This is a genomic window from Arcicella aquatica (assembly GCF_034928825.1).
In the GTDB taxonomy this organism is placed as follows: domain Bacteria; phylum Bacteroidota; class Bacteroidia; order Cytophagales; family Spirosomataceae; genus Arcicella; species Arcicella aquatica.
In genome coordinates this window covers 18207-36380 of record NZ_JAYFUL010000014.1, presented here as the reverse complement: position 1 = coordinate 36380, position 18174 = coordinate 18207, and the positions used below count along the sequence as shown (strand labels likewise).

The window sequence follows — 18174 nt, the reverse complement described above, 5'->3', positions numbered from 1 at the left end:
ATTTTGGGGCGAAGTTACAAAAAGCCTGATTACAATATTTCTATCATACTACTTATTTCAAGGCTACATTTCTAGTCATTAGCTTTCCAATGCCTATAAATAGGAAAGAAACCATTATAAAGACGAGGGTTATAAAGGAGGCATTGATAATTACTTTTAGATAGCCAAGCTGAATAACATTAAAAAATGGATATGGATAAAACCCTGAGAAAGCTCCGCTCAATAAAATAAAAATCATATAGAGGAAAGGGAAAATTAACCAAGGTAGAAAATCACTCCATTGGAGTTCGTCTTTCTTGACATATACGAGCCAATAGATAAAAAAAATCAGGGGTATAATTAAATGAAGTAATTCGTCGGCAACCCTCAATAAGCCTTCTGGATGCCATATGAAGCGTAGCATGGTATTATAAATTATGCTGACAATAACGATATAGACTGTGGTGGCTGTTAATGTCTTGGGAAGTGACAAAAAGTTTGTCAATGCAATATTTGGCTTTAACAATAATACTGTGGCACTCATTGAAACGAGGAGGTTGCTAAGGACAGTAAAATAGCTAAAAAACCTAATCGTTAATTCCGAAATATCTGCTTTTTTGTTCGTTATCAATACATAATATTGGAGAATCAAGGCAAACCAGCCCAATAAAACCAAAAATATTAAAAAGATCTTTTTTGACGGGATTCGCGAAATTTTCATACTTGAAAGATTAAAGCTATTTTTAATAACAACTTGAAATCTACTCAGAATCTTTTTTGTTTTCAATGATTATAAAACATATTTTTGAAGCTGTTTAAACTTTCCGTTTCCGAGGTGAAAGTATTGTATTTTTGAATTGATTTTTTCAAAATTTGCGAAGCATAGCATCGCTACGTTGAGTAAATTTTGGAACAAGCTATTCTAAAAGACTTAGTTTAATCCGAAAGGGAAAGTTTAAACAGCTTCTTTATAGTCATTGAAAATTCAATCTCATACTTTTGCCATTTTATAATTGGTATTTGTCAACATAAGCTATTAAGTTTAATATGAATCTAAGTATTTATAACAAAATCAATAATGATGGTTTTGCTATTATTGATAATGTTTTTAGTGACGAAGAAATCAACAATTTATTGTCGCATATCGAACAAGTAGGCACCATAAAAGATACTTTTAGAAAAACAAAAGATTTATTTGCTATCCGACAGTTCTTTAAAGAAGTCCCTGATTCGGTCAAAATTGTTTTTTCGGCTAAGTTGAGACAAATTATTACTGAAATATTTGGTCCTGACTATTTTGTGGTGAAATCTATTTATTTCGATAAACCAGAAGATTCCAACTGGTTTGTTGCTTATCATCAAGATTTAACAATATCTGTAGATAAAAAAGTGGAGATTGAAGGATTTGACCTTTGGACAAACAAACAAAACCAATTTGCGGTACATCCGCCAATTGATATACTTGAGGATAATTTTACTATTCGTATTCACCTTGACGATACTGATGATGCCAATGGAGCATTAAAAATAGTACCAACATCTCACCTGAAGGGAATTTATAAACCTGAAACAATTGATTGGGCAGTTGAAACTGAGACTATTTGTTCGGTAAAAAAAGGAGGAATAATGTTTATGAAACCATTGCTTTTACATGCCTCAAATAGAACGAAGAACAATAAAAAGCGAAGAGTTTTGCATATAGAATTTAGTAGAAAATCATTACCTCAAAATTTAAATTGGTCTGAGTTATTAATAGTTTAAAACGATGTTAAAATTGAAATCATGAATATATCCCTAAATTCCTCATTTACATTGAATGTGCTTCCTCATAAAGAAAAGATTCGTTTAGTAGTTATCAAAGATGAGCAAGAGTTCGTTTGCAGAATTGAAAACAGAAAAAAACTGAATCAATTCATCACCAATGAATGCTCTTCTATTTTCAAAGGAAGGCTACAATTGATTAAAGAAAAAGAAGACGTATTTGTACAAGTAAAGGGAGAAATCATTGGCAAAATACCAGAGACCGTATTCAAACAGATTTTAAATTAATTCACAATACTCTATACTTCAACGCTTGTTCTGAAAGCAAATCATGGAAAGAGAAAGATAAATATTGATTTTGTTTTACAACTTGAAACACACATTGTGTTACTAACAGATTTTCCCTGTTTATACGCATATCATTCTCCTCGTCGCCTGTTCCTCCATAAAGGTGAAAATCAATTATTTGTTCAGGACTATAATTAGGATGTTTCCCTTGAAAATCATCAAACCATTGCTCTCGCTGATGTCTGATTTCATCACTGTATAAGGTAGCCGATGACCAAATGTGTGCCTTACTCGCATCTTTCTGAGCATGATGTAAAACGTTGCCATCCCAACGGAACTCGCATAACTTTATGTTTTCATTGTCACTATGAATAACAATCAACGTAAAATTCTCTATTCCTTCAAATTCGTATTGTGCCAAAAAGTCATCAGTGGAATTAAACTTAAAAAAATCCAGAATCACCTGCCCTCTACTTTGCTTATAAGGAGGATTGTGCTGATGTTTTTCAAATGCCCCGTTTAATAAGCAAAGCGTAAAGTCATCAGAAGTGGCGAACCAAGTACCCCCAGCTTGTGCATCTTTCGGGAAGAAAACCTGTTTGCCACTGATAACATACTTCCTAGGAGGTATCGCTTTGGGGCGTGCTAGGGCTTCGTCTCGATTATTGGTCAAGAAAAAACCATTTTTATTAGGCAAATAAGTAAGTACACACATTTTTAATAAATGAGTTGGTATTGATTTACATGAAATTTTAATCTGTTTTAGGCTTCAGCCATTTTGCGATGTTTAATGGTAGAATGAGCCACACCAAAGTCAGAGGAAATGTGAATAGTTGGATACACTTCATTCAACCCAATTTTGATAATCGCCAAATGATGGATGGTATGCTCTATCAGGTAAGTAAGTTCGCGAAAAAAGCTACTTGAAATATCCATTGCTTGTTCTAAACCAAATGCAGATTGAAGGGTTAATGTTCTATCGTGCTGATAAAAATCCAAGCGATTGGTTACATTCTCTAATACTTCCAAAGCAAAACCCTTATCCCTTTCTATGCGTAAATCTCGTTCACGGGCATCATAGTTTACCATTCCTGTTTCGTACCCTTTTAAAAGACATAAGTAAAATTCAGTAATATGTCTTACGTGTTGTCCAACTGAATGATCATGCAAGGGGGCAAGATTATCTTTATACACTTCGTTTTCTAAACTCTCCATCAAATCAGCAAGCTGTTTGATAATCTCAATGTTAATTTTTTGGAGCATCATTTTATAGTTTTATGTAAATTGAAAGCAATAATTTGTAAATATTTTCTAGCTACTGAACTATGGCATTGACTAAAATTGTAAATGTCACATCCTCACTCATGCCAAGCGTTCCTCCTCCTACAGCCCACTCTCTCCTGTTAATGGTGGTACTTCCTAAAAAGGTAGCATTGTTCCCTTCCTGTTTGAATGTAAATGGTATTTTGACATTTTTGGTAGTTTCTTTAATCGTCAAATCAAAATATCCGATAAAGTCATTGCCGATTTTTTCAATCTTTGTAGATTTCATTTTAATAGATGGATATTTAGCGACATTAAAAAAATCTTCCTTCTCTTTTAAATGTCTGTTCCGGATATTATTGTCGGTATCCAACGTAGACGCCTCCACAGAAGCCACCAAGCTTGCATTATTTAAATCATTAGTATCGAATTTCAACACTCCTGAAAAGCCTTTGAATTTACCATTGATGGTAGAGCCTAACATTTTTATTTTAAATGTAACCCCTGCGCTTACGGGTTTCCATTGTTGTGCAAAGGTGCTGATATTTACGAAGAGCAAACAGATTAAGATTTTTTTCATAACTTCTAAAATTTATAGGAAATTGCCACCATTGGCAAAAGGCTTTTATAGCGCCATCGGTCGTTTTCTTGGTTGGCTACAGATACTTTTTTATCGGAAGTATATTCGACAAAAAAGAAACTCAAACCACCCCGTATACCTATTTTATTATTTACCCAATAGCGCAGAAATAATTCTGAGTTTAAACTACCTTTGTCTGAATCGCTTACTAATAATAGATTAAAATTAGTTGGTTTAGCCTCTGAAACGACAGTACCATCATTGAACTTTCGCTTTGAAGCCTTGGCAATTAAATCGCCCGACTGCTTAGTACCAAAACTAAAGCCTATGGCATCTATATTGATACCAACTTCTAATTTTTGAGTAAGGGCATATTGTAAATTAATAGTAAGATTTAATGCGTTAGCTTGTACTTTTTTTATCCTAAAGGTATCAATATTTGCTACAATATCATCTGATACTAATGCTGCAAAATTGGATGTACCCGAGGTTAGGCTTGCGGGAGCTGTTCGTAACTGAATATCATTCGCAAAAAAAGACGTTAATCGTACTCCATATCCTATTTTGAAACGATAGGATCTGCCGATACCAAACATTTGAGTATATGATAGTGCCGGAGAAAATCCTGTTCCTGTAGCTAAAGCCAAATCGGCTGTTTTATAAGAGGTATCATAGCCTTGAGCAAAACCTTTGATACAGACAAGAATCAACGATAAACATACAAATATTTTTTTCATTATGCTTGAATTTAATTATTTCATTTAAAAATTTCACTATAACAACTTGGCACTTCCAAACAATACACTAAATTGCCGACACCAAACCAATACGTATTTCTGTTTATCAAGCTTAGCCTCCTGTGGAACATCCAATACAAACGTACCTGTTTTATCAAGTTTTACTACGGTTACGAAATTGGTTGAACGAGTATCCTCAGCTAGATAAATGTATAGGTCTGGTCCTTGTTCAGTTTTAAAGTTTTCAAAGGATAGATATTTCTTGTCAGCGTTATTGCTATCGCTAATGATCTTAACTGTCCCTGAAACTGCATGCGCACCATTTGAAAACATACCTGTAGCTAATTCTTTTCCTTCTTTTATTTCGGGAGGCTGTACATTATTTACTGGAATGAGTTCAATATTTTTAACACATGAACTTAGTAAAGCAATACTTGAGAGAATAATGAGAAGCTGTTTCATTGTTTTATGATGTTGATTACATCACAAATTTGGAAATATCCAAACAATTGTACTGTCGGCTAGGTGACCTAAAGTAAAAATGAGCGTCTATTTCAATAAATGATTACTTAACCGAGAGGAATTGAATTTAATTGAAGCAAAAAAATATGGTAAAACTATGAGCCAAATTTAATTCTTGATGCAAATTTTGCTTTTTTCATTAAAAATTTGGCAGAAAGAGCAAAGTAAAGAGGATAAAATTAAGTATTTTTAATGATTACTTCTTAAATTCACAGCATAAATACCTTAAAATTGAAGCTGCACAAAATCCCCAATTCCAATTCATGGCGAAATTATTAATTATTGACGATGAAAAAGCGATTCGAGGTGCTCTGCGAGACATACTAGAGTATGAAGGCTATAAGATTGACGAAGCAAACGACGGGGAACAAGGATTAGAGATGTTCAAGCAAAACGACTATGATGTGGTGCTTTGCGATATTCGTATGCCTAAAATCGATGGACTAGAGCTACTTCAAAAAGCAACTGAATTGGGACGTTCCACACAATTCATCATGATTTCGGCTTTTGGAAATGTAGAAACTGCAGTAGAAGCCACTAAACGTGGAGCATTTGATTTTATATCCAAACCCCCTGATCTGAATCGTCTTTTAGTAACTGTAAGAAATGCAGTAGAGCGCGGTAAAATGATCATAGAAACAAAAGTTTTGAAGAAAAAAGTTTACCGATTGAATGAAATTGTTGGAGAATCTGTCGCTATTCAAAAAGTAAAAGATATTGCAGACCGTGTGGGTCCTACTGAGGCGCGTGTATTAATTACTGGTCCTAATGGGGCGGGTAAAGAAATGGTAGCGAAGCGTCTGCATGAAAAAAGTAATAGAGTAGCAATGCCTTTGATTGAAGTAAACTGTGCAGCCATTCCTGCTGAACTAATCGAATCTGAATTATTCGGTCATGAAAAAGGCTCTTTTACTTCTGCGGTAAAACAAAGAATTGGCAAGTTTGAACAAGCAGATGGCGGAACGCTATTCTTAGATGAAATTGGTGATATGTCGCTTTCGGCACAATCAAAAGTGCTGAGGGCTTTACAAGAACATAAAATTACGCGAGTAGGCGGTGATAAGGAAATCAAAATCAATGTGCGTGTTTTTGCAGCTACCAATAAGAATTTACAAGTAGAAATTGCAGAAGGACGTTTCCGTGAAGATTTGTATCACCGTTTAAGTGTGATTCCGATATACGTACCCCCACTTAAACAACGCCCAGATGATATTCCTTTGTTAGTGGAGAAATTTCTTAATGATGTGGCCGATGAATACGGACAACCAACTAAGCAAATTGAAAAAGAAGCCATGGAATATTTACAAACTTTACCTTGGACAGGGAATGTTCGTGAATTAAGAAACGTTGTCGAGAGATTAGTCATTATGTGTAATGAATTAATTACGTTAGACGACGTAAAAATATTTGCTACGCCAGTGATTTAGTTTAAGGCTTTAGTTATCTATCAAAAAGGGCAAATTCATTTTGGAGGGTTTGCTCTTTTTGATTTTAGTTTATGAAGCTGTTTAAACTTTCCATTTCTGAGGTGAAAGTATTGTATTTTTGAATTGATTTTTTCAAAATTTGCGAAGCATAGCATCGCTACGTTGAGTAAATTTTGGAATAAGCTATTCTAAAAGACTTAGTTTAACCCGAAAGGGAAAGTTTAAACAGCTTCAATATTATACTGAATACCAATAACCTATCTTATTATTTCATCTTAACAAATTTCGAGCGTGACACTCTTTCTTTATTTTAATTCTTAGAAAAACTTAAGATTAATATCAGATATTAGGAAGTATACTACCCCATTTTAAACCAATCATACATTTTCTTAAAATAAATAAACAACCTACCATGAAAAACACTTTTCTATTACTCTTATTCGCCCTATCTACATGTACGTCTTTTTGTCAGGATATTATAACCTATACAAATGGTAAAACTCAAAATGTAAAAGTGTTAACCACTACTGATACTCATATTACCTGTGAAGATTATGTATCCAAAGACAGATTTACTATTGCTAAAACTCTTATTTTATCCATAAAATATCAAGAGGGAAAAACTGAACCCCTAGGAATAGTATTGCCTCAAAAAGTAACCACTACGATTAATGAAAATCAAAAAGTTTTGGACAGTCAGGATAGTGTGTATTTCAAAGGTGGTGGGATTATTTACAAAGGTATTCACTACAAAAAAATCGATGAGATGGACAATATTTTGCTAAAAACGTCTAATCCACAGATTACTAATAATTTAGTATCTTATCGTTCAAAATCTAAATTTGCTAATACTGTCGCTTCTGTTGGTAGTTTTATAATGGGCTGGTCTATTGGTGCAGCAATAGGAGGTAAAGGGTTTAATACAGGTTTGTTTGGTATTGGAACAGGAATAGTTGGTATAGGGCTTATCATTAATAGCAGTGCTAACAAACAATTAAAACAAGCTATTGCTACGTATAATAGTGGACTAGTACTAGATAAAAAAGTTTCGCTGACTCCTATTTTTTATCAAAATAATTATAAGCAAATGAATATAGGAATTGCCCTTAATTTCTAATCCCTTATTAGTTCAAGCAAGTCTATGTGTTGCTGATGGAAAACATCAACAACACATATTTTTTAAGGGATAATTAAAATTTATTGTAAATGAGAAGAAACTACTGTGTATTTAGTATTCTCTGAAAATACAACGCTTCTACAGAACCAATATCATTACTTTGTCAGTCATAATCTTAGTTTTCACACAATTTGTAGAAAAGGATACCAACAAAGTTTTAAATCATTTTAGAAGTAATTACACTACTTGTAAAGTCCGTGCTACTGTTTAGTTGGTTTTGTCTCTTTCAACTTCTTCTCCGCCTTATCAAGCACTTCAGTTTTCCAGTTTTTATCGGCTTTTGCCTTTTCGTCCTTTTTCTCAATACTGATTTCTTTTTTCTCGGTATTGACTGAAAAGCCTGTTCGGTTTACGATTTTCCACTCGCCTTTTATCAATTCCATTATTCTCAACTCTTTGGTTGCTATCTTTTTACCATCTATCGTTTTTGTTTGGTCGAAACTAAGCCATACATAGGTTGGATTTACTTTTCTAAAATTAAAATTCTCTCTGGTATAACTTGCCTTAGTCACTTTAGGGTTCTGACCGAAATAAATAATAACAAACTTGCTGATATTATCCCAATTTTCTTGTTGTGCTGTTAATTCTTTATCTACCACAGCCCAATAGGTTTGTGCTGTTTGTCGAAAACAAAGGCTCCATTTTTCAAAATTCCTTGCATTAAAATAGTTAGCCTCATCGGCTATCACTTGCTTTATTTGTCCTTGTTCTTCGGGACTAGTAATATTTTGTGCAAAAGTATCATTCAAACAAAGTAGACAGGCTACTAGTAGTAAAAAACGAAGGTTCATGGTGATGCGAATGATTAAAAGGTATAATAAATTCTTTATTCCTAGCGAGTGACTTAAGTCACTCGCTAGGAATAATTATTAGGTCACCGACAGCCAAAAGCCGAAGACCGATAGCCCATAGCCCTTATAAATTCTTCTCAATAAAATTAGTCATCATTGTATAAAGGTGGAAACGAGTGTTCCCTCCATAAATACCATGATTCTTGTTGGGATAATAAAACGATTGAAACTGTTTATTAGCTTTAATCAGGGCTTCTTCTAGCGCTATTGAATTTTGGAAATGCACGTTATCATCACCCGTTCCATGTACTAATAAGAAATTTCCTTTTAAGTTTTTAGCATAAGTTACAGGCGAGTTTTCATCATAGCCTTTTGCATTTTCCTGAGGAGTTCTTAAGAATCTTTCAGTATAAATACTATCATAAAAACGCCAATTAGTAACAGGAGCAACAGCGATGGCGGCTTTGAAATAATCAGCACCTTGGAACAAACAGTTTGATGACATATATCCACCATAACTCCATCCCTGAATCCCGATTCTAGTTTTATCTACATAAGGCAAATTCCCCCAATATTTTGCAGCTTCTATTTGGTCTTTTACTTCTAGTTTTCCTAAATTCAGGTAAGTACATTTCTTAAAATCTGCTCCTTTTCCACCAGTACCACGGTTATCTACACAAGCAACGATGTATCCTTTCTGAGCTAAATGCTGATACCAAAATGAATTAAAACTATCAAACTGATTTAATACCTGCTGACTTCCCGGTCCACCATATAGAAACATAAATACTGGATATTTTTTCTTAGGGTCAAAATTAGTAGGTTTTATCATCCATGCATTCAACTCAATATTTTCAGATGTTGTGATGGTCATAAACTCCTTTTTGGCTAAATCATAAGTTTCAAGGGTTTTTCTTAGTTCAGCATTGTCTTCTAACACTTTTACTAATTGTCCCGATGGTGCTTTGTGTAAACTTACCTTTACTGGACTATTCGCCGCCGAATGATTGAGGATGTAGTATTTAAAATCATTGCTGAAATTAGCACTATTCATGCCCTTCTCTTGCGAAAGCTGTTTTTTGTTTTTCCCATCTAAAGAAATACTAAATAGCTGGCGTTCAGTATTAGATAATTCGGTAGAGGTAAAATAAAGTGTTTTTGTTTTTTCATCAATCCCATAAAAATCATCTACTTCCCATTTTCCAGTGGTGATTTGCTGTATCAATTTACCCGTAATATCATAATGATAAAGGTGTTTGAAACCGTCTTTTTCCGAAGATGCAATGAATGATTTCCCGTCAGACAAATACGTTAAATCATCCGCAAAATGTTCAACATCTACATAGGTTCTACTTTCTTCTGTATGGATTACTTTAGTATTACCCGTTAAAGCATCAGCATGAAGAATATCCAAATGGTTTTGTAAACGATTCAATTTTGTGATAGACAATACATTAGCATCCTGTGTCCAGCGAATCCTTGGCACATAAATATCAGTATCGTAACCAATATCCATTTTAGTGCTTTTTACTTCATTCAGGTGATACACCGAAATAGCTACTTTAGAATTTGCCTCTCCTGCTTTTGGGTACTTATAACGGTAATCTGTAGGATATAATTTACCCCACATTTGCAAATTATATTCTGGCACATTGCTCTCATCAAAAGTATAATAGGCTATTTTCTTGCTGTCTGGTGACCATTGAAAGGCACGAGCAAAAGAGAATTCTTCTTCATAAACCCAGTCGCAAGCACCATTGATAATATGATTCCATTTACCATCATTGGTAATTTTTTGCTCTGTCATAGTACCTAAATCAACGATAAATAAGTTGTTTTGACGAACAAAAGCTACTTTAGAACCGTCAGGAGAAAAAGTAGCAAACATTTGTTTCCCTCCGCTAGAAAGCTGAACAAGTTTCTTTGTTTTCAAATCATATACAAAATTTTCTTCTTTCGAACTACGACGATAAATAGGCTCTGATTCTGTACTTATCAATAATTTTTGTTCGTCCGCAGAAAGTGCGTAGTCATCTATTACTATTTTTTTTCCTAGATTTTCTACACTTACGGCTTCATTAAAGATGGTCTCTACTGCCGAACCATCCGTCACTTGATATTTGATAACTTTACCATTATCAAGGGCAGTATAAAATGCACCATCTTTCATCCAATTGACATTCTGTACTTGTTTTTGGTTGAAAGTATATTTAGTCCAAATGTCTTCTAAGCTAACTTTCTTTTTCTGCGCGAATACTGGAGTATTTACAGCGTAAATAATGATGAAGGCAATATAAAGCAGTTTTTTCACGAATATTATGGGGCTTGATTGTTGATTGGTTGATTTCTGGAAAGTTTTTCATTCAAACTAGAAAACCTTTTTATGTTATTGTCAAAGATAAAAAAAATAGAGGAAAAGGCTGTTAGAAAGCTTGATTAAGCTAAAACAAAATTGGCATGACCGAAGCCATGCCAATTTTGATCGTAATGTTTTATGACTGATTCTATTGATTAAAAATAACAACCTCTGGGGTTTCAGTAGTATTACTTGTGTTCATTGCTCTGTCTTTAATCGTTATTTCAAACTTCACTGTATCCTTTTTACCAGTTAGATTAGGAATCCCTGCGAAGTTAAGGTATTCAAAATTGACAGAATAATCTACGACCCCTTCGATAGGACCAGCCTTAGTACCATCTTTTAAATGGAATAATATATTCCCTCCAAATTTCACACTAGGGTCGCTCAATACGAACTTACCATTCTTTTTTACATATAAATCAATCAAGAAAGTCCTGACATCTAAACCATATTTTTTTTGCAACGCTGCGAACTCCTGAGTATTAAATCCTAAATCACCGTCACCATCTTGAAAGTTAATAGAAATAATCACAGAGTCTTTTTTGGTAACCCCCAATTGAGTTGGTTTTTCTGTAGTGATGATACGAAGATTATTATATGAAATACTGGGTATATTACTAAAATCTGGTACGCCCGTACAAGAAAACATAAGCACTAAAAAACTAAAGATGTATAAGTTCTTTCTCATAGCATTTAAAAACATTTTAACGGTATAACGATTTTCCTCGCTTCCTTGTTGTTTTATTGTTCTGTAAAGTTAATGATTTGCTTAATTTTGCAGAACGATATTAGATTGATTTCACGAATCGACCCCAAAATGATAACATCAGCACAATTAAAAGCAAGCGTACTCAACGTAAATACACAAAATTTTGATGACTTGGCACTAAGTATTTTCCGTTTTCAAGCTCAAAATAACGTTACTTATGCAAAGTACTTAAAATATCTACAAGTTGATGTATCAAAGGTTCAGTCAATTAAAGACATTCCATTTTTGCCGATTGAATTTTTCAAAACTCAGACCATCCTCAGTGGTGAAGTACAACCAAAAATAATTTTTGAAAGTAGCGGAACGACAGGGCAAAATACATCAAGACACTTGGTAGCCGACCCTGATTTCTATTTGCAAATTGCCGAACAGATTTTTGAAAAATTCTATGGTACACTCGCTGAATTTCAAATTCTGGCATTGCTCCCTTCCTATCTTGAGCGAAACAATTCTTCTTTGGTGTATATGGTCGAGCATTTTATCAAACAAAGTAAATCGCCAGATTCAGGATTTTATCTGAATAATTACCACGAACTAGCAACTACCTTAAAAAGAATTACCTCAGAGGATTCTTCTAAAAAAATATTATTAATCGGGGTGACCTTTGGCTTACTAGATTTTGCTGAAGCGGGCTTAGACTTATCTTTCCTTCAAGCATTTCAACACTTAACAGTAATGGAAACAGGCGGTATGAAAGGGCGAAGAAAAGAATTGCTCCGCGAAGAAGTACATGAAATACTGACGAATGCCTTCTATGTCGATAAAATTCATTCAGAATATGGCATGACCGAATTATTATCGCAAGGGTATTCATTCGGAGAGGGTATTTTTGATTTACCTGCTTCGATGAAAATCTTATTAAGAGATGTAAACGACCCTTTTAATGTTGAACATCAAACTAGAGGAGGCATCAATGTCATTGATTTAGCCAATGTAGACTCTTGCTCATTTATTGAAACCAAAGATTTAGGCTCATTTATCCCTGACACTGGACAATTTAGGGTATTAGGCAGGTTTGACAATTCGGATATTCGCGGTTGTAACCTGATGATTTTATAAATCAAGGGTGTGCTTCTAGCCACTCTTCGCCATCTTTATAAACTTCTCTTTTCCAGATAGGTACTACTTGTTTGAGGGTATCAATTAGCCATTGGCAAGCTTCAAAAGAGGCAGCTCGGTGTGGTGTAGAAACAGCAATTACCACAGCCACATCGCCGATTTCTAATGTTCCTTTGCGATGTACCATTACGATTTTTTCAATCTCCCATTTTTCTCTGGCTTGGTCGGCTAGTGCCTGCATTTTTTTTACCGCCATTGTATCATACGTTTCAAAGATTAGTCTTACTACTTCTTTGGCATTATTATGATTTCTGACAGTTCCGATAAATACATCCACTGCTCCCGCACGTTCTGACTGTGCGGCATCAATACAAGCTTGAATATCAATGGCTTTGTCGGCTATTTGTATCATTTAAAATATTCGTTTAGTCTAAAGAAAATTTTGAAGAATGTTAACGCACGAAAATTTAAATCCTAATTTTCAAATCAACACATCTTCAAATTTTCAAATTACTTTTCCAATTCCAAAAAGGAGTATCTATACAAATGCTTCTCGTCGGTTTCGTGGTCTATTCTACTTACTTCTTCCCAAACATTTTTATCAAGTTCTGGAAAGAAAGTATCTCCTTCAAAAACATGATGAACTTCTGTCAGATAGATTTTATCTGTAAAAGGCAAGGACAGGCGATAAATCTCTGCACCACCGATGATAAAGGCTTCGTTATCTTCTATCTCACTAGCTGCTTCGATAGCATCTTCCAAAGAATGAACAGTGATACAGCCTTCCACTTGAAATTCAGGATTTTGGGTAATGATGATGGAAGTACGATTTGGCAGTGGCTTACCGATAGATTCAAATGTTTTACGCCCCATAATCACTGGATGCCCAGTTGTAAGTCGTTTAAACATCTTTAAATCTTCAGGCAATCGCCAAATTAGTTGATTATTATGTCCGATAACGCCGTTTTCAGCAACGGCTACGATGATTGATAATTTCAATGTAGTTTGATTTAACTTTTTACTCAAAAATAATCGTCTTATTGCCATGAATAAACACACGGTCTTCAAGGACAAACTTTAAGGCTTTAGCCAATACAATTTTCTCTACATCACGCCCAGCCTGAGCCATTTCTAAAGCATTTTTGGTATGGTCTACTCTTGTGATATCTTGAAAAATAATTGGACCTTCATCCAAATCATCTGTTACAAAATGCGCTGTTGCACCAATAATTTTTACGCCTCTGTGATGTGCTTGTTTATACGGATTAGCTCCGATAAAAGCAGGTAAAAATGAATGGTGAATATTGACAACTTTCTTACTGAACTTCTTGGTAAATTCTGGCGTGAGGATGCGCATAAATTTGGCAAGAATCAGGTAATCTGGTGAGTAACTTTTCACCAATTCTTCAATCTGCTTTTCATGTTCAGCACGCGTAATACCCTCTGCTGAAACATAATGGAAAGGGACATTAAATTTCTCAGTAAGCGGACGTAATACTTCATGATTGCCAATTACTGCTAAAATATTAAAAGGCAAATCGTTGAATTCATTTCTAATCAATAAATCTGAAAGGCAGTGGTGTTCTTTGGTAACCAATACCACTACGTCTTTTACTTGTTTAGTAGTAAGGTCGATATTAGCGGTACTTGGCAGGATTCCTCTTAGTCCATCTTCAATTCTTTCTGGGTCGCAGTCGCCAGAAAAAGCTACACGCATGAAAAAAAGATTGTTGTCAACATCTACAAACTCGTCGGTACGTTCAATATTAAGGTTATTAAAAAAAAGTACTCCTGTAATTTTATGAACAAGTCCCTTTTCGTCGGTACAATCAATTCTTAATATATAATCAGTCATTTTTAATTAAAATTAAATTTGGGTTTTCAGTGTTTTACTCAAAACATAAACGCTTGATGTGGGTTCGATTCCTTCCGGTGCCGTAAAGATTAAAATGTTTTACTCATCTTCACAAACTCGATTCCATCTTTTGTCCACGTTTCCGACACGATTTCAAAACCAAATTTTTGATAAAACGGATAAGCACTTACTCTGGCATTACACCAGAGATTCTTTATATGTTGTTTTTCGCATTCTTCAATCAGTGCTTGAAGTAATACAGAACCATAACCTTTGCCTTGATGGGCTACTTTTGTAGCAAATTTTCTAAACTGGGCATTTTCTTCTTCTAAAAATAAGGATACAACAGAAAGCAATTCAGTATTTTCGAATACTCCAAAATGCACCCCTCTTTCATCTTCTTCCAATTGCACATAAGCTAGTGGTTTATCTGGCCACATTACGCTTTGTCGGATTGACCAAGTATCGCTAGGATTTATTTTTCTGACTTCCACAAATACTATTGATTAAAATCATTTTGCTTTAATTAAAATACAAAGTAAGTAGATTAATTGTTATTCTTTTCAAAGCCTTTGTTACTATTTTGGTTAAAAGGCTTTTTCTAGAGGTATTTATAAGCAGTAATGATGTATTTTTATCAAACAACTGAATGTTAGTTTTATTAACCACCCTATTTTCCAATATTTTTATTTTCAGGCACTTAAAATTGTATTTTTTTCAAACCTTAGCCAATCTATATAGAATTTAGAGAAACAAAACACATTCCGTATTAATTCATTGATTACCTTTGCCCCAAAATCATTCTTTAAATAAAAGAAATTTGAATTAATTCAAACAATTAAAGTTCAAAATTCCCAATTAGCATATTTCACAATGGAAAAAATTAAAGTTGCGAACCCTGTCGTTGAATTAGATGGCGACGAAATGACTCGAATTATCTGGAAATTCATTAAGGATAAGTTGATTACTCCTTACTTAGATGTAGATATTAAATACTACGATTTAGGCATGGAATACCGTGACGAAACTAATGACCAAGTTACGATTGATGCAGCAAATGCTATCAAAGAATATGGTGTTGGTATCAAATGTGCTACAATCACTCCAGACGAACAACGTGTTGAAGAGTTCGGCTTGAAACAAATGTGGAAATCGCCAAACGGAACAATTCGTAATATTTTGGATGGTACTGTTTTCCGTGAGCCAATCGTTTGTGCTAACGTTCCAAGATTAGTACCAAACTGGACAGCTCCAATTATGATTGGTCGTCACGCTTTTGGTGACCAATACCGTGCTACTGACTTCTTAACAAAAGGAAAAGGTAAATTAACAGTTACTTTCACGCCTGAAGATGGTTCTGAACCACAAACTTTTGAAGTATTCAACTTCAAAAACGATGGTGTAGCATTAACAATGTACAACACTGACGAGTCTATCCGTGGTTTTGCTCATTCATGTTTCAACATGGCATTAAGCAAAGGATGGCCTTTATATTTATCTACTAAAAACACCATCTTGAAAAAATACGATGGCCGTTTCAAAGATATCTTCGAAGAAATCTACCAAGCAGATTACAAAGCACAATACGAAGCAGCAGGCATTACTTACGAACACCGTTTGATTGATGACATGGTAGCTTCTGCATTGAAATGGAATGGTAATTTTGTTTGGGCTTGTAAAAACTATGATGGAGACGTTCAGTCTGACACAGTTGCACAAGGTTTCGGTTCATTAGGTTTGATGACTTCAGTATTGATTACTCCAGACGGAAAAACAATGGAAGCTGAAGCAGCACATGGTACTGTTACGCGTCACTACCGTGACCACCAAAAAGGAAAACCAACTTCAACTAACCCTATCGCTTCTATCTTTGCTTGGACTCGTGGTTTAGAGTTCCGTGGTAAATTAGATGGTAACGATGAGTTAATCAACTTCTGCCAAACGTTAGAAAAAGTTTGTGTTGAAACAGTTGAATCTGGTAAAATGACTAAAGACTTAGCAGTTTGTATTCACGGAAATAAAGTGAATCATGGCGAGCATTATTTATATACTGAAGAATTCTTGGCTGCTTTAGATGAAAATCTTAAAGCTGCTTTGGCGAAGTAATTTTCGTTTTTCTTTAGCATACAAACAGGCAAAATCAACAATGGTTTTGCCTGTTTTGGTTTTAAATGAAATTTCAGGTTATATTGATTGTTATAAGCGATATTCAATTACAAATGCTGTCCAACCGTCTGGTTTTGTTTGTAAAGAAAAATTGAAGCCGTGATTATTCAGTATCTCTCTGCAAAGCATTAATCCTATACCTTGTCCTTCTGGCTTATCACTAAAGAATGGGGTAAACAATTGCTGTTCAATGGCTTTTGGAATGGGCTTTCCATTATTAGCAATAATAATTTGATACTCATCAACATCGATAGTAATGGTTTTATCACTACTTCCTTCACAAGCTTCAATGGCATTTTTTAATACATTCACTAATACTTGTTCTATTTGCCCTACATCTATCAAAATAGGTTTTCCCTCTCCCTTATAATTACTAATTATCAAGATACCCTTTTGCTCTATTTGCAGGCGCATCAATTGTACAGTATTTTTTACAAGGCTAGCGATATTCCTTTCTTCTTTATTAGGCAAAGGCAGACGGACAATATCAGCAAAACGCCTCATGAAAAGATTCAAACGGTCGTTTCGTTCAGTGGCTACCCTTAAAGCATTTGATAAGTCTTCTTCTTCAATATATTTTTTGGTTACTTCCAGAATAGAATTCACTGCTCCTATTGAATTGTTGACTTCATGAGCCATCATCCGAATTACTTTGCCATAAGCTTTCTTTTCGGTTGCTAAAATTTCGGTGGTCAATTCTTCAATGAGTAAAAATGGGCGAGCAAAGCCCCTATCCATAAAAAATGAGCGTTGAATTTTATAAGTAGCCAAGCCATTTAATTGTACAGTTTGTGCTTCTTTGTTTTCTAATAATATTAAATGGGGAATAATAGGATGGGCAATTTGACTTAATGGTAAAGTATTGGGCAAATATTCAGGCAACGTAAAAAGCTCTTGTGCCTTGGGGTTCGTCTTGACAATATTGCCATCAAAATCTAAAATGATAATGGCTATTGGTGAAGCCTGAATGAGTTTTTCCAGAAAAAAGTGCTGTTCAACTACCTGTAGGCGTTCTTGTCGGAGTTGGTCAATCATGGCATTATATACTCCAATCAGTTCATCCATTTCGTATTTACCTACACGCTTAAACTTCACGGAAAAATCTTGGTCTTTAATAGCTTCCGCACCAATTAGCAAAAACTTTAAAGGCTGGATAAAGTCTCGGTATAGTAGTACAGCAATAATTATTGAGCCCAAAATCAATACTTCGGAAAGGATAAAATAGAGCTTATCCTCATTCAGAAGCCGAAACGTTAAAAAGATAATAACGGCATGAATGAGCGTAACAAAAATGATATATTTTACTTTTAAGGACAAATTTTTATTGAGTGAATGAGTGAGTTGTGATTGAGTGATTTTGTTATAATTGAGTGAATTGTGAATGAATGAGTTAGTGATTTTCATTAAATTGACAGTTTAAATTTAATCTTTCAATTTAATG

At 34.4% G+C, this 18174-nt stretch carries 20 protein-coding genes; 6 read left to right on the top strand and 14 right to left on the bottom strand.

Going from position 1 to position 18174, the window contains the following annotated elements:
- Positions 1 to 52 precede the first annotated feature (52 nt).
- The gene (locus VB264_RS10735) at positions 53 to 700 is read right to left on the bottom strand and encodes a Pr6Pr family membrane protein (protein WP_323249220.1); all 648 of its coding nucleotides are present in this window, start codon (positions 698 to 700) and stop codon (positions 53 to 55) included.
- Between the two features lie 326 nt (positions 701 to 1026).
- Between VB264_RS10735 and VB264_RS10730 the strand changes: the two genes are divergently transcribed.
- Together VB264_RS10730 and VB264_RS10725 are read left to right on the top strand one after the other, a co-directional pair.
- Positions 1027 to 1740, top strand: coding sequence for a phytanoyl-CoA dioxygenase family protein (locus tag VB264_RS10730; protein WP_323249218.1), 714 nt, complete (start codon positions 1027 to 1029; stop codon positions 1738 to 1740).
- A 21-nt stretch (positions 1741 to 1761) separates the two neighbouring features.
- Positions 1762 to 2028 carry a hypothetical protein gene (locus VB264_RS10725; RefSeq protein ID WP_323249217.1) on the top strand — a complete coding sequence of 89 codons (267 nt, stop codon included), beginning with the start codon at positions 1762 to 1764 and terminating at the stop codon, positions 2026 to 2028.
- A 1-nt stretch (position 2029) separates the two neighbouring features.
- Here the strand turns inward: VB264_RS10725 and VB264_RS10720 are convergent, their stop codons facing one another.
- Genes VB264_RS10720 through VB264_RS10700 form a run of 5 tightly spaced genes read right to left on the bottom strand, consistent with a single transcriptional unit; the run spans position 2030 to position 5070 of the window.
- A complete protein-coding gene (locus VB264_RS10720) occupies positions 2030 to 2743 on the bottom strand; it encodes an NRDE family protein (RefSeq protein ID WP_323249215.1) in 714 nt (237 codons plus the stop codon).
- 47 nt (positions 2744 to 2790) lie between these two features.
- On the bottom strand, positions 2791 to 3294 hold the full coding sequence (locus VB264_RS10715; protein WP_323249213.1) for a hypothetical protein: 504 nt from the start codon (positions 3292 to 3294) through the stop codon (positions 2791 to 2793).
- Between the two features lie 49 nt (positions 3295 to 3343).
- Positions 3344 to 3871 (bottom strand): YceI family protein, encoded by a 528-nt coding sequence (locus VB264_RS10710; protein ID WP_323249211.1) that lies wholly within the window; start codon positions 3869 to 3871, stop codon positions 3344 to 3346.
- 5 nt (positions 3872 to 3876) lie between these two features.
- Complete coding sequence (locus VB264_RS10705; protein WP_323249209.1) at positions 3877 to 4608, bottom strand: hypothetical protein; 732 nt, start codon at positions 4606 to 4608, stop codon at positions 3877 to 3879.
- Between the two features lie 36 nt (positions 4609 to 4644).
- A complete protein-coding gene (locus tag VB264_RS10700) occupies positions 4645 to 5070 on the bottom strand; it encodes a DM13 domain-containing protein (protein ID WP_323249207.1) in 426 nt (141 codons plus the stop codon).
- A 323-nt stretch (positions 5071 to 5393) separates the two neighbouring features.
- Here VB264_RS10700 and VB264_RS10695 point away from each other — a divergent pair, with 323 nt between their 5' ends.
- The gene (locus VB264_RS10695) at positions 5394 to 6557 is read left to right on the top strand and encodes a sigma-54-dependent transcriptional regulator (protein WP_323249205.1); all 1164 of its coding nucleotides are present in this window, start codon (positions 5394 to 5396) and stop codon (positions 6555 to 6557) included.
- Between the two features lie 412 nt (positions 6558 to 6969).
- Positions 6970 to 7674 (top strand): hypothetical protein, encoded by a 705-nt coding sequence (locus VB264_RS10690; protein WP_323249203.1) that lies wholly within the window; start codon positions 6970 to 6972, stop codon positions 7672 to 7674.
- A gap of 260 nt (positions 7675 to 7934) precedes the next feature.
- On the opposite strand, the gene VB264_RS10685 is transcribed toward VB264_RS10690, so the two are convergent.
- From VB264_RS10685 to VB264_RS10675, 3 genes are all read right to left on the bottom strand, one after another.
- Complete coding sequence (locus VB264_RS10685) at positions 7935 to 8525, bottom strand: hypothetical protein (protein WP_323249201.1); 591 nt, start codon at positions 8523 to 8525, stop codon at positions 7935 to 7937.
- Between the two features lie 124 nt (positions 8526 to 8649).
- The gene (locus VB264_RS10680) at positions 8650 to 10836 is read right to left on the bottom strand and encodes a S9 family peptidase (protein WP_323249199.1); all 2187 of its coding nucleotides are present in this window, start codon (positions 10834 to 10836) and stop codon (positions 8650 to 8652) included.
- 193 nt (positions 10837 to 11029) lie between these two features.
- Positions 11030 to 11572 carry a hypothetical protein gene (locus VB264_RS10675; protein WP_323249197.1) on the bottom strand — a complete coding sequence of 181 codons (543 nt, stop codon included), beginning with the start codon at positions 11570 to 11572 and terminating at the stop codon, positions 11030 to 11032.
- Between the two features lie 129 nt (positions 11573 to 11701).
- Between VB264_RS10675 and VB264_RS10670 the strand changes: the two genes are divergently transcribed.
- The gene (locus tag VB264_RS10670) at positions 11702 to 12712 is read left to right on the top strand and encodes an MDR/zinc-dependent alcohol dehydrogenase-like family protein (RefSeq protein ID WP_323249195.1); all 1011 of its coding nucleotides are present in this window, start codon (positions 11702 to 11704) and stop codon (positions 12710 to 12712) included.
- 1 nt (position 12713) lies between these two features.
- Here VB264_RS10670 and VB264_RS10665 read toward each other — a convergent pair whose 3' ends face one another.
- The 4 genes from VB264_RS10665 to VB264_RS10650 all read right to left on the bottom strand — a co-directional run bounded on the left by VB264_RS10665 (position 12714) and on the right by VB264_RS10650 (position 15061).
- Positions 12714 to 13124: a molybdenum cofactor biosynthesis protein MoaE gene (locus VB264_RS10665; protein WP_323249193.1), complete on the bottom strand. Its 411-nt coding sequence runs from the start codon at positions 13122 to 13124 to the stop codon at positions 12714 to 12716.
- 98 nt (positions 13125 to 13222) lie between these two features.
- On the bottom strand, positions 13223 to 13711 hold the full coding sequence (locus VB264_RS10660) for a dihydrofolate reductase (RefSeq protein ID WP_323249192.1): 489 nt from the start codon (positions 13709 to 13711) through the stop codon (positions 13223 to 13225).
- 19 nt (positions 13712 to 13730) lie between these two features.
- Positions 13731 to 14567 carry a formyltetrahydrofolate deformylase gene (gene purU / locus VB264_RS10655; RefSeq protein ID WP_323249191.1) on the bottom strand — a complete coding sequence of 279 codons (837 nt, stop codon included), beginning with the start codon at positions 14565 to 14567 and terminating at the stop codon, positions 13731 to 13733.
- Between the two features lie 89 nt (positions 14568 to 14656).
- Complete coding sequence (locus VB264_RS10650; protein ID WP_323249189.1) at positions 14657 to 15061, bottom strand: GNAT family N-acetyltransferase; 405 nt, start codon at positions 15059 to 15061, stop codon at positions 14657 to 14659.
- Between the two features lie 379 nt (positions 15062 to 15440).
- Here VB264_RS10650 and VB264_RS10645 point away from each other — a divergent pair, with 379 nt between their 5' ends.
- Complete coding sequence (locus VB264_RS10645) at positions 15441 to 16673, top strand: isocitrate dehydrogenase (NADP(+)) (protein ID WP_323249187.1); 1233 nt, start codon at positions 15441 to 15443, stop codon at positions 16671 to 16673.
- A gap of 90 nt (positions 16674 to 16763) precedes the next feature.
- Here the strand turns inward: VB264_RS10645 and VB264_RS10640 are convergent, their stop codons facing one another.
- Positions 16764 to 18137, bottom strand: coding sequence for a sensor histidine kinase (locus tag VB264_RS10640; RefSeq protein ID WP_323249186.1), 1374 nt, complete (start codon positions 18135 to 18137; stop codon positions 16764 to 16766).
- Between the last annotated feature and the right edge of the window lie 37 nt (positions 18138 to 18174).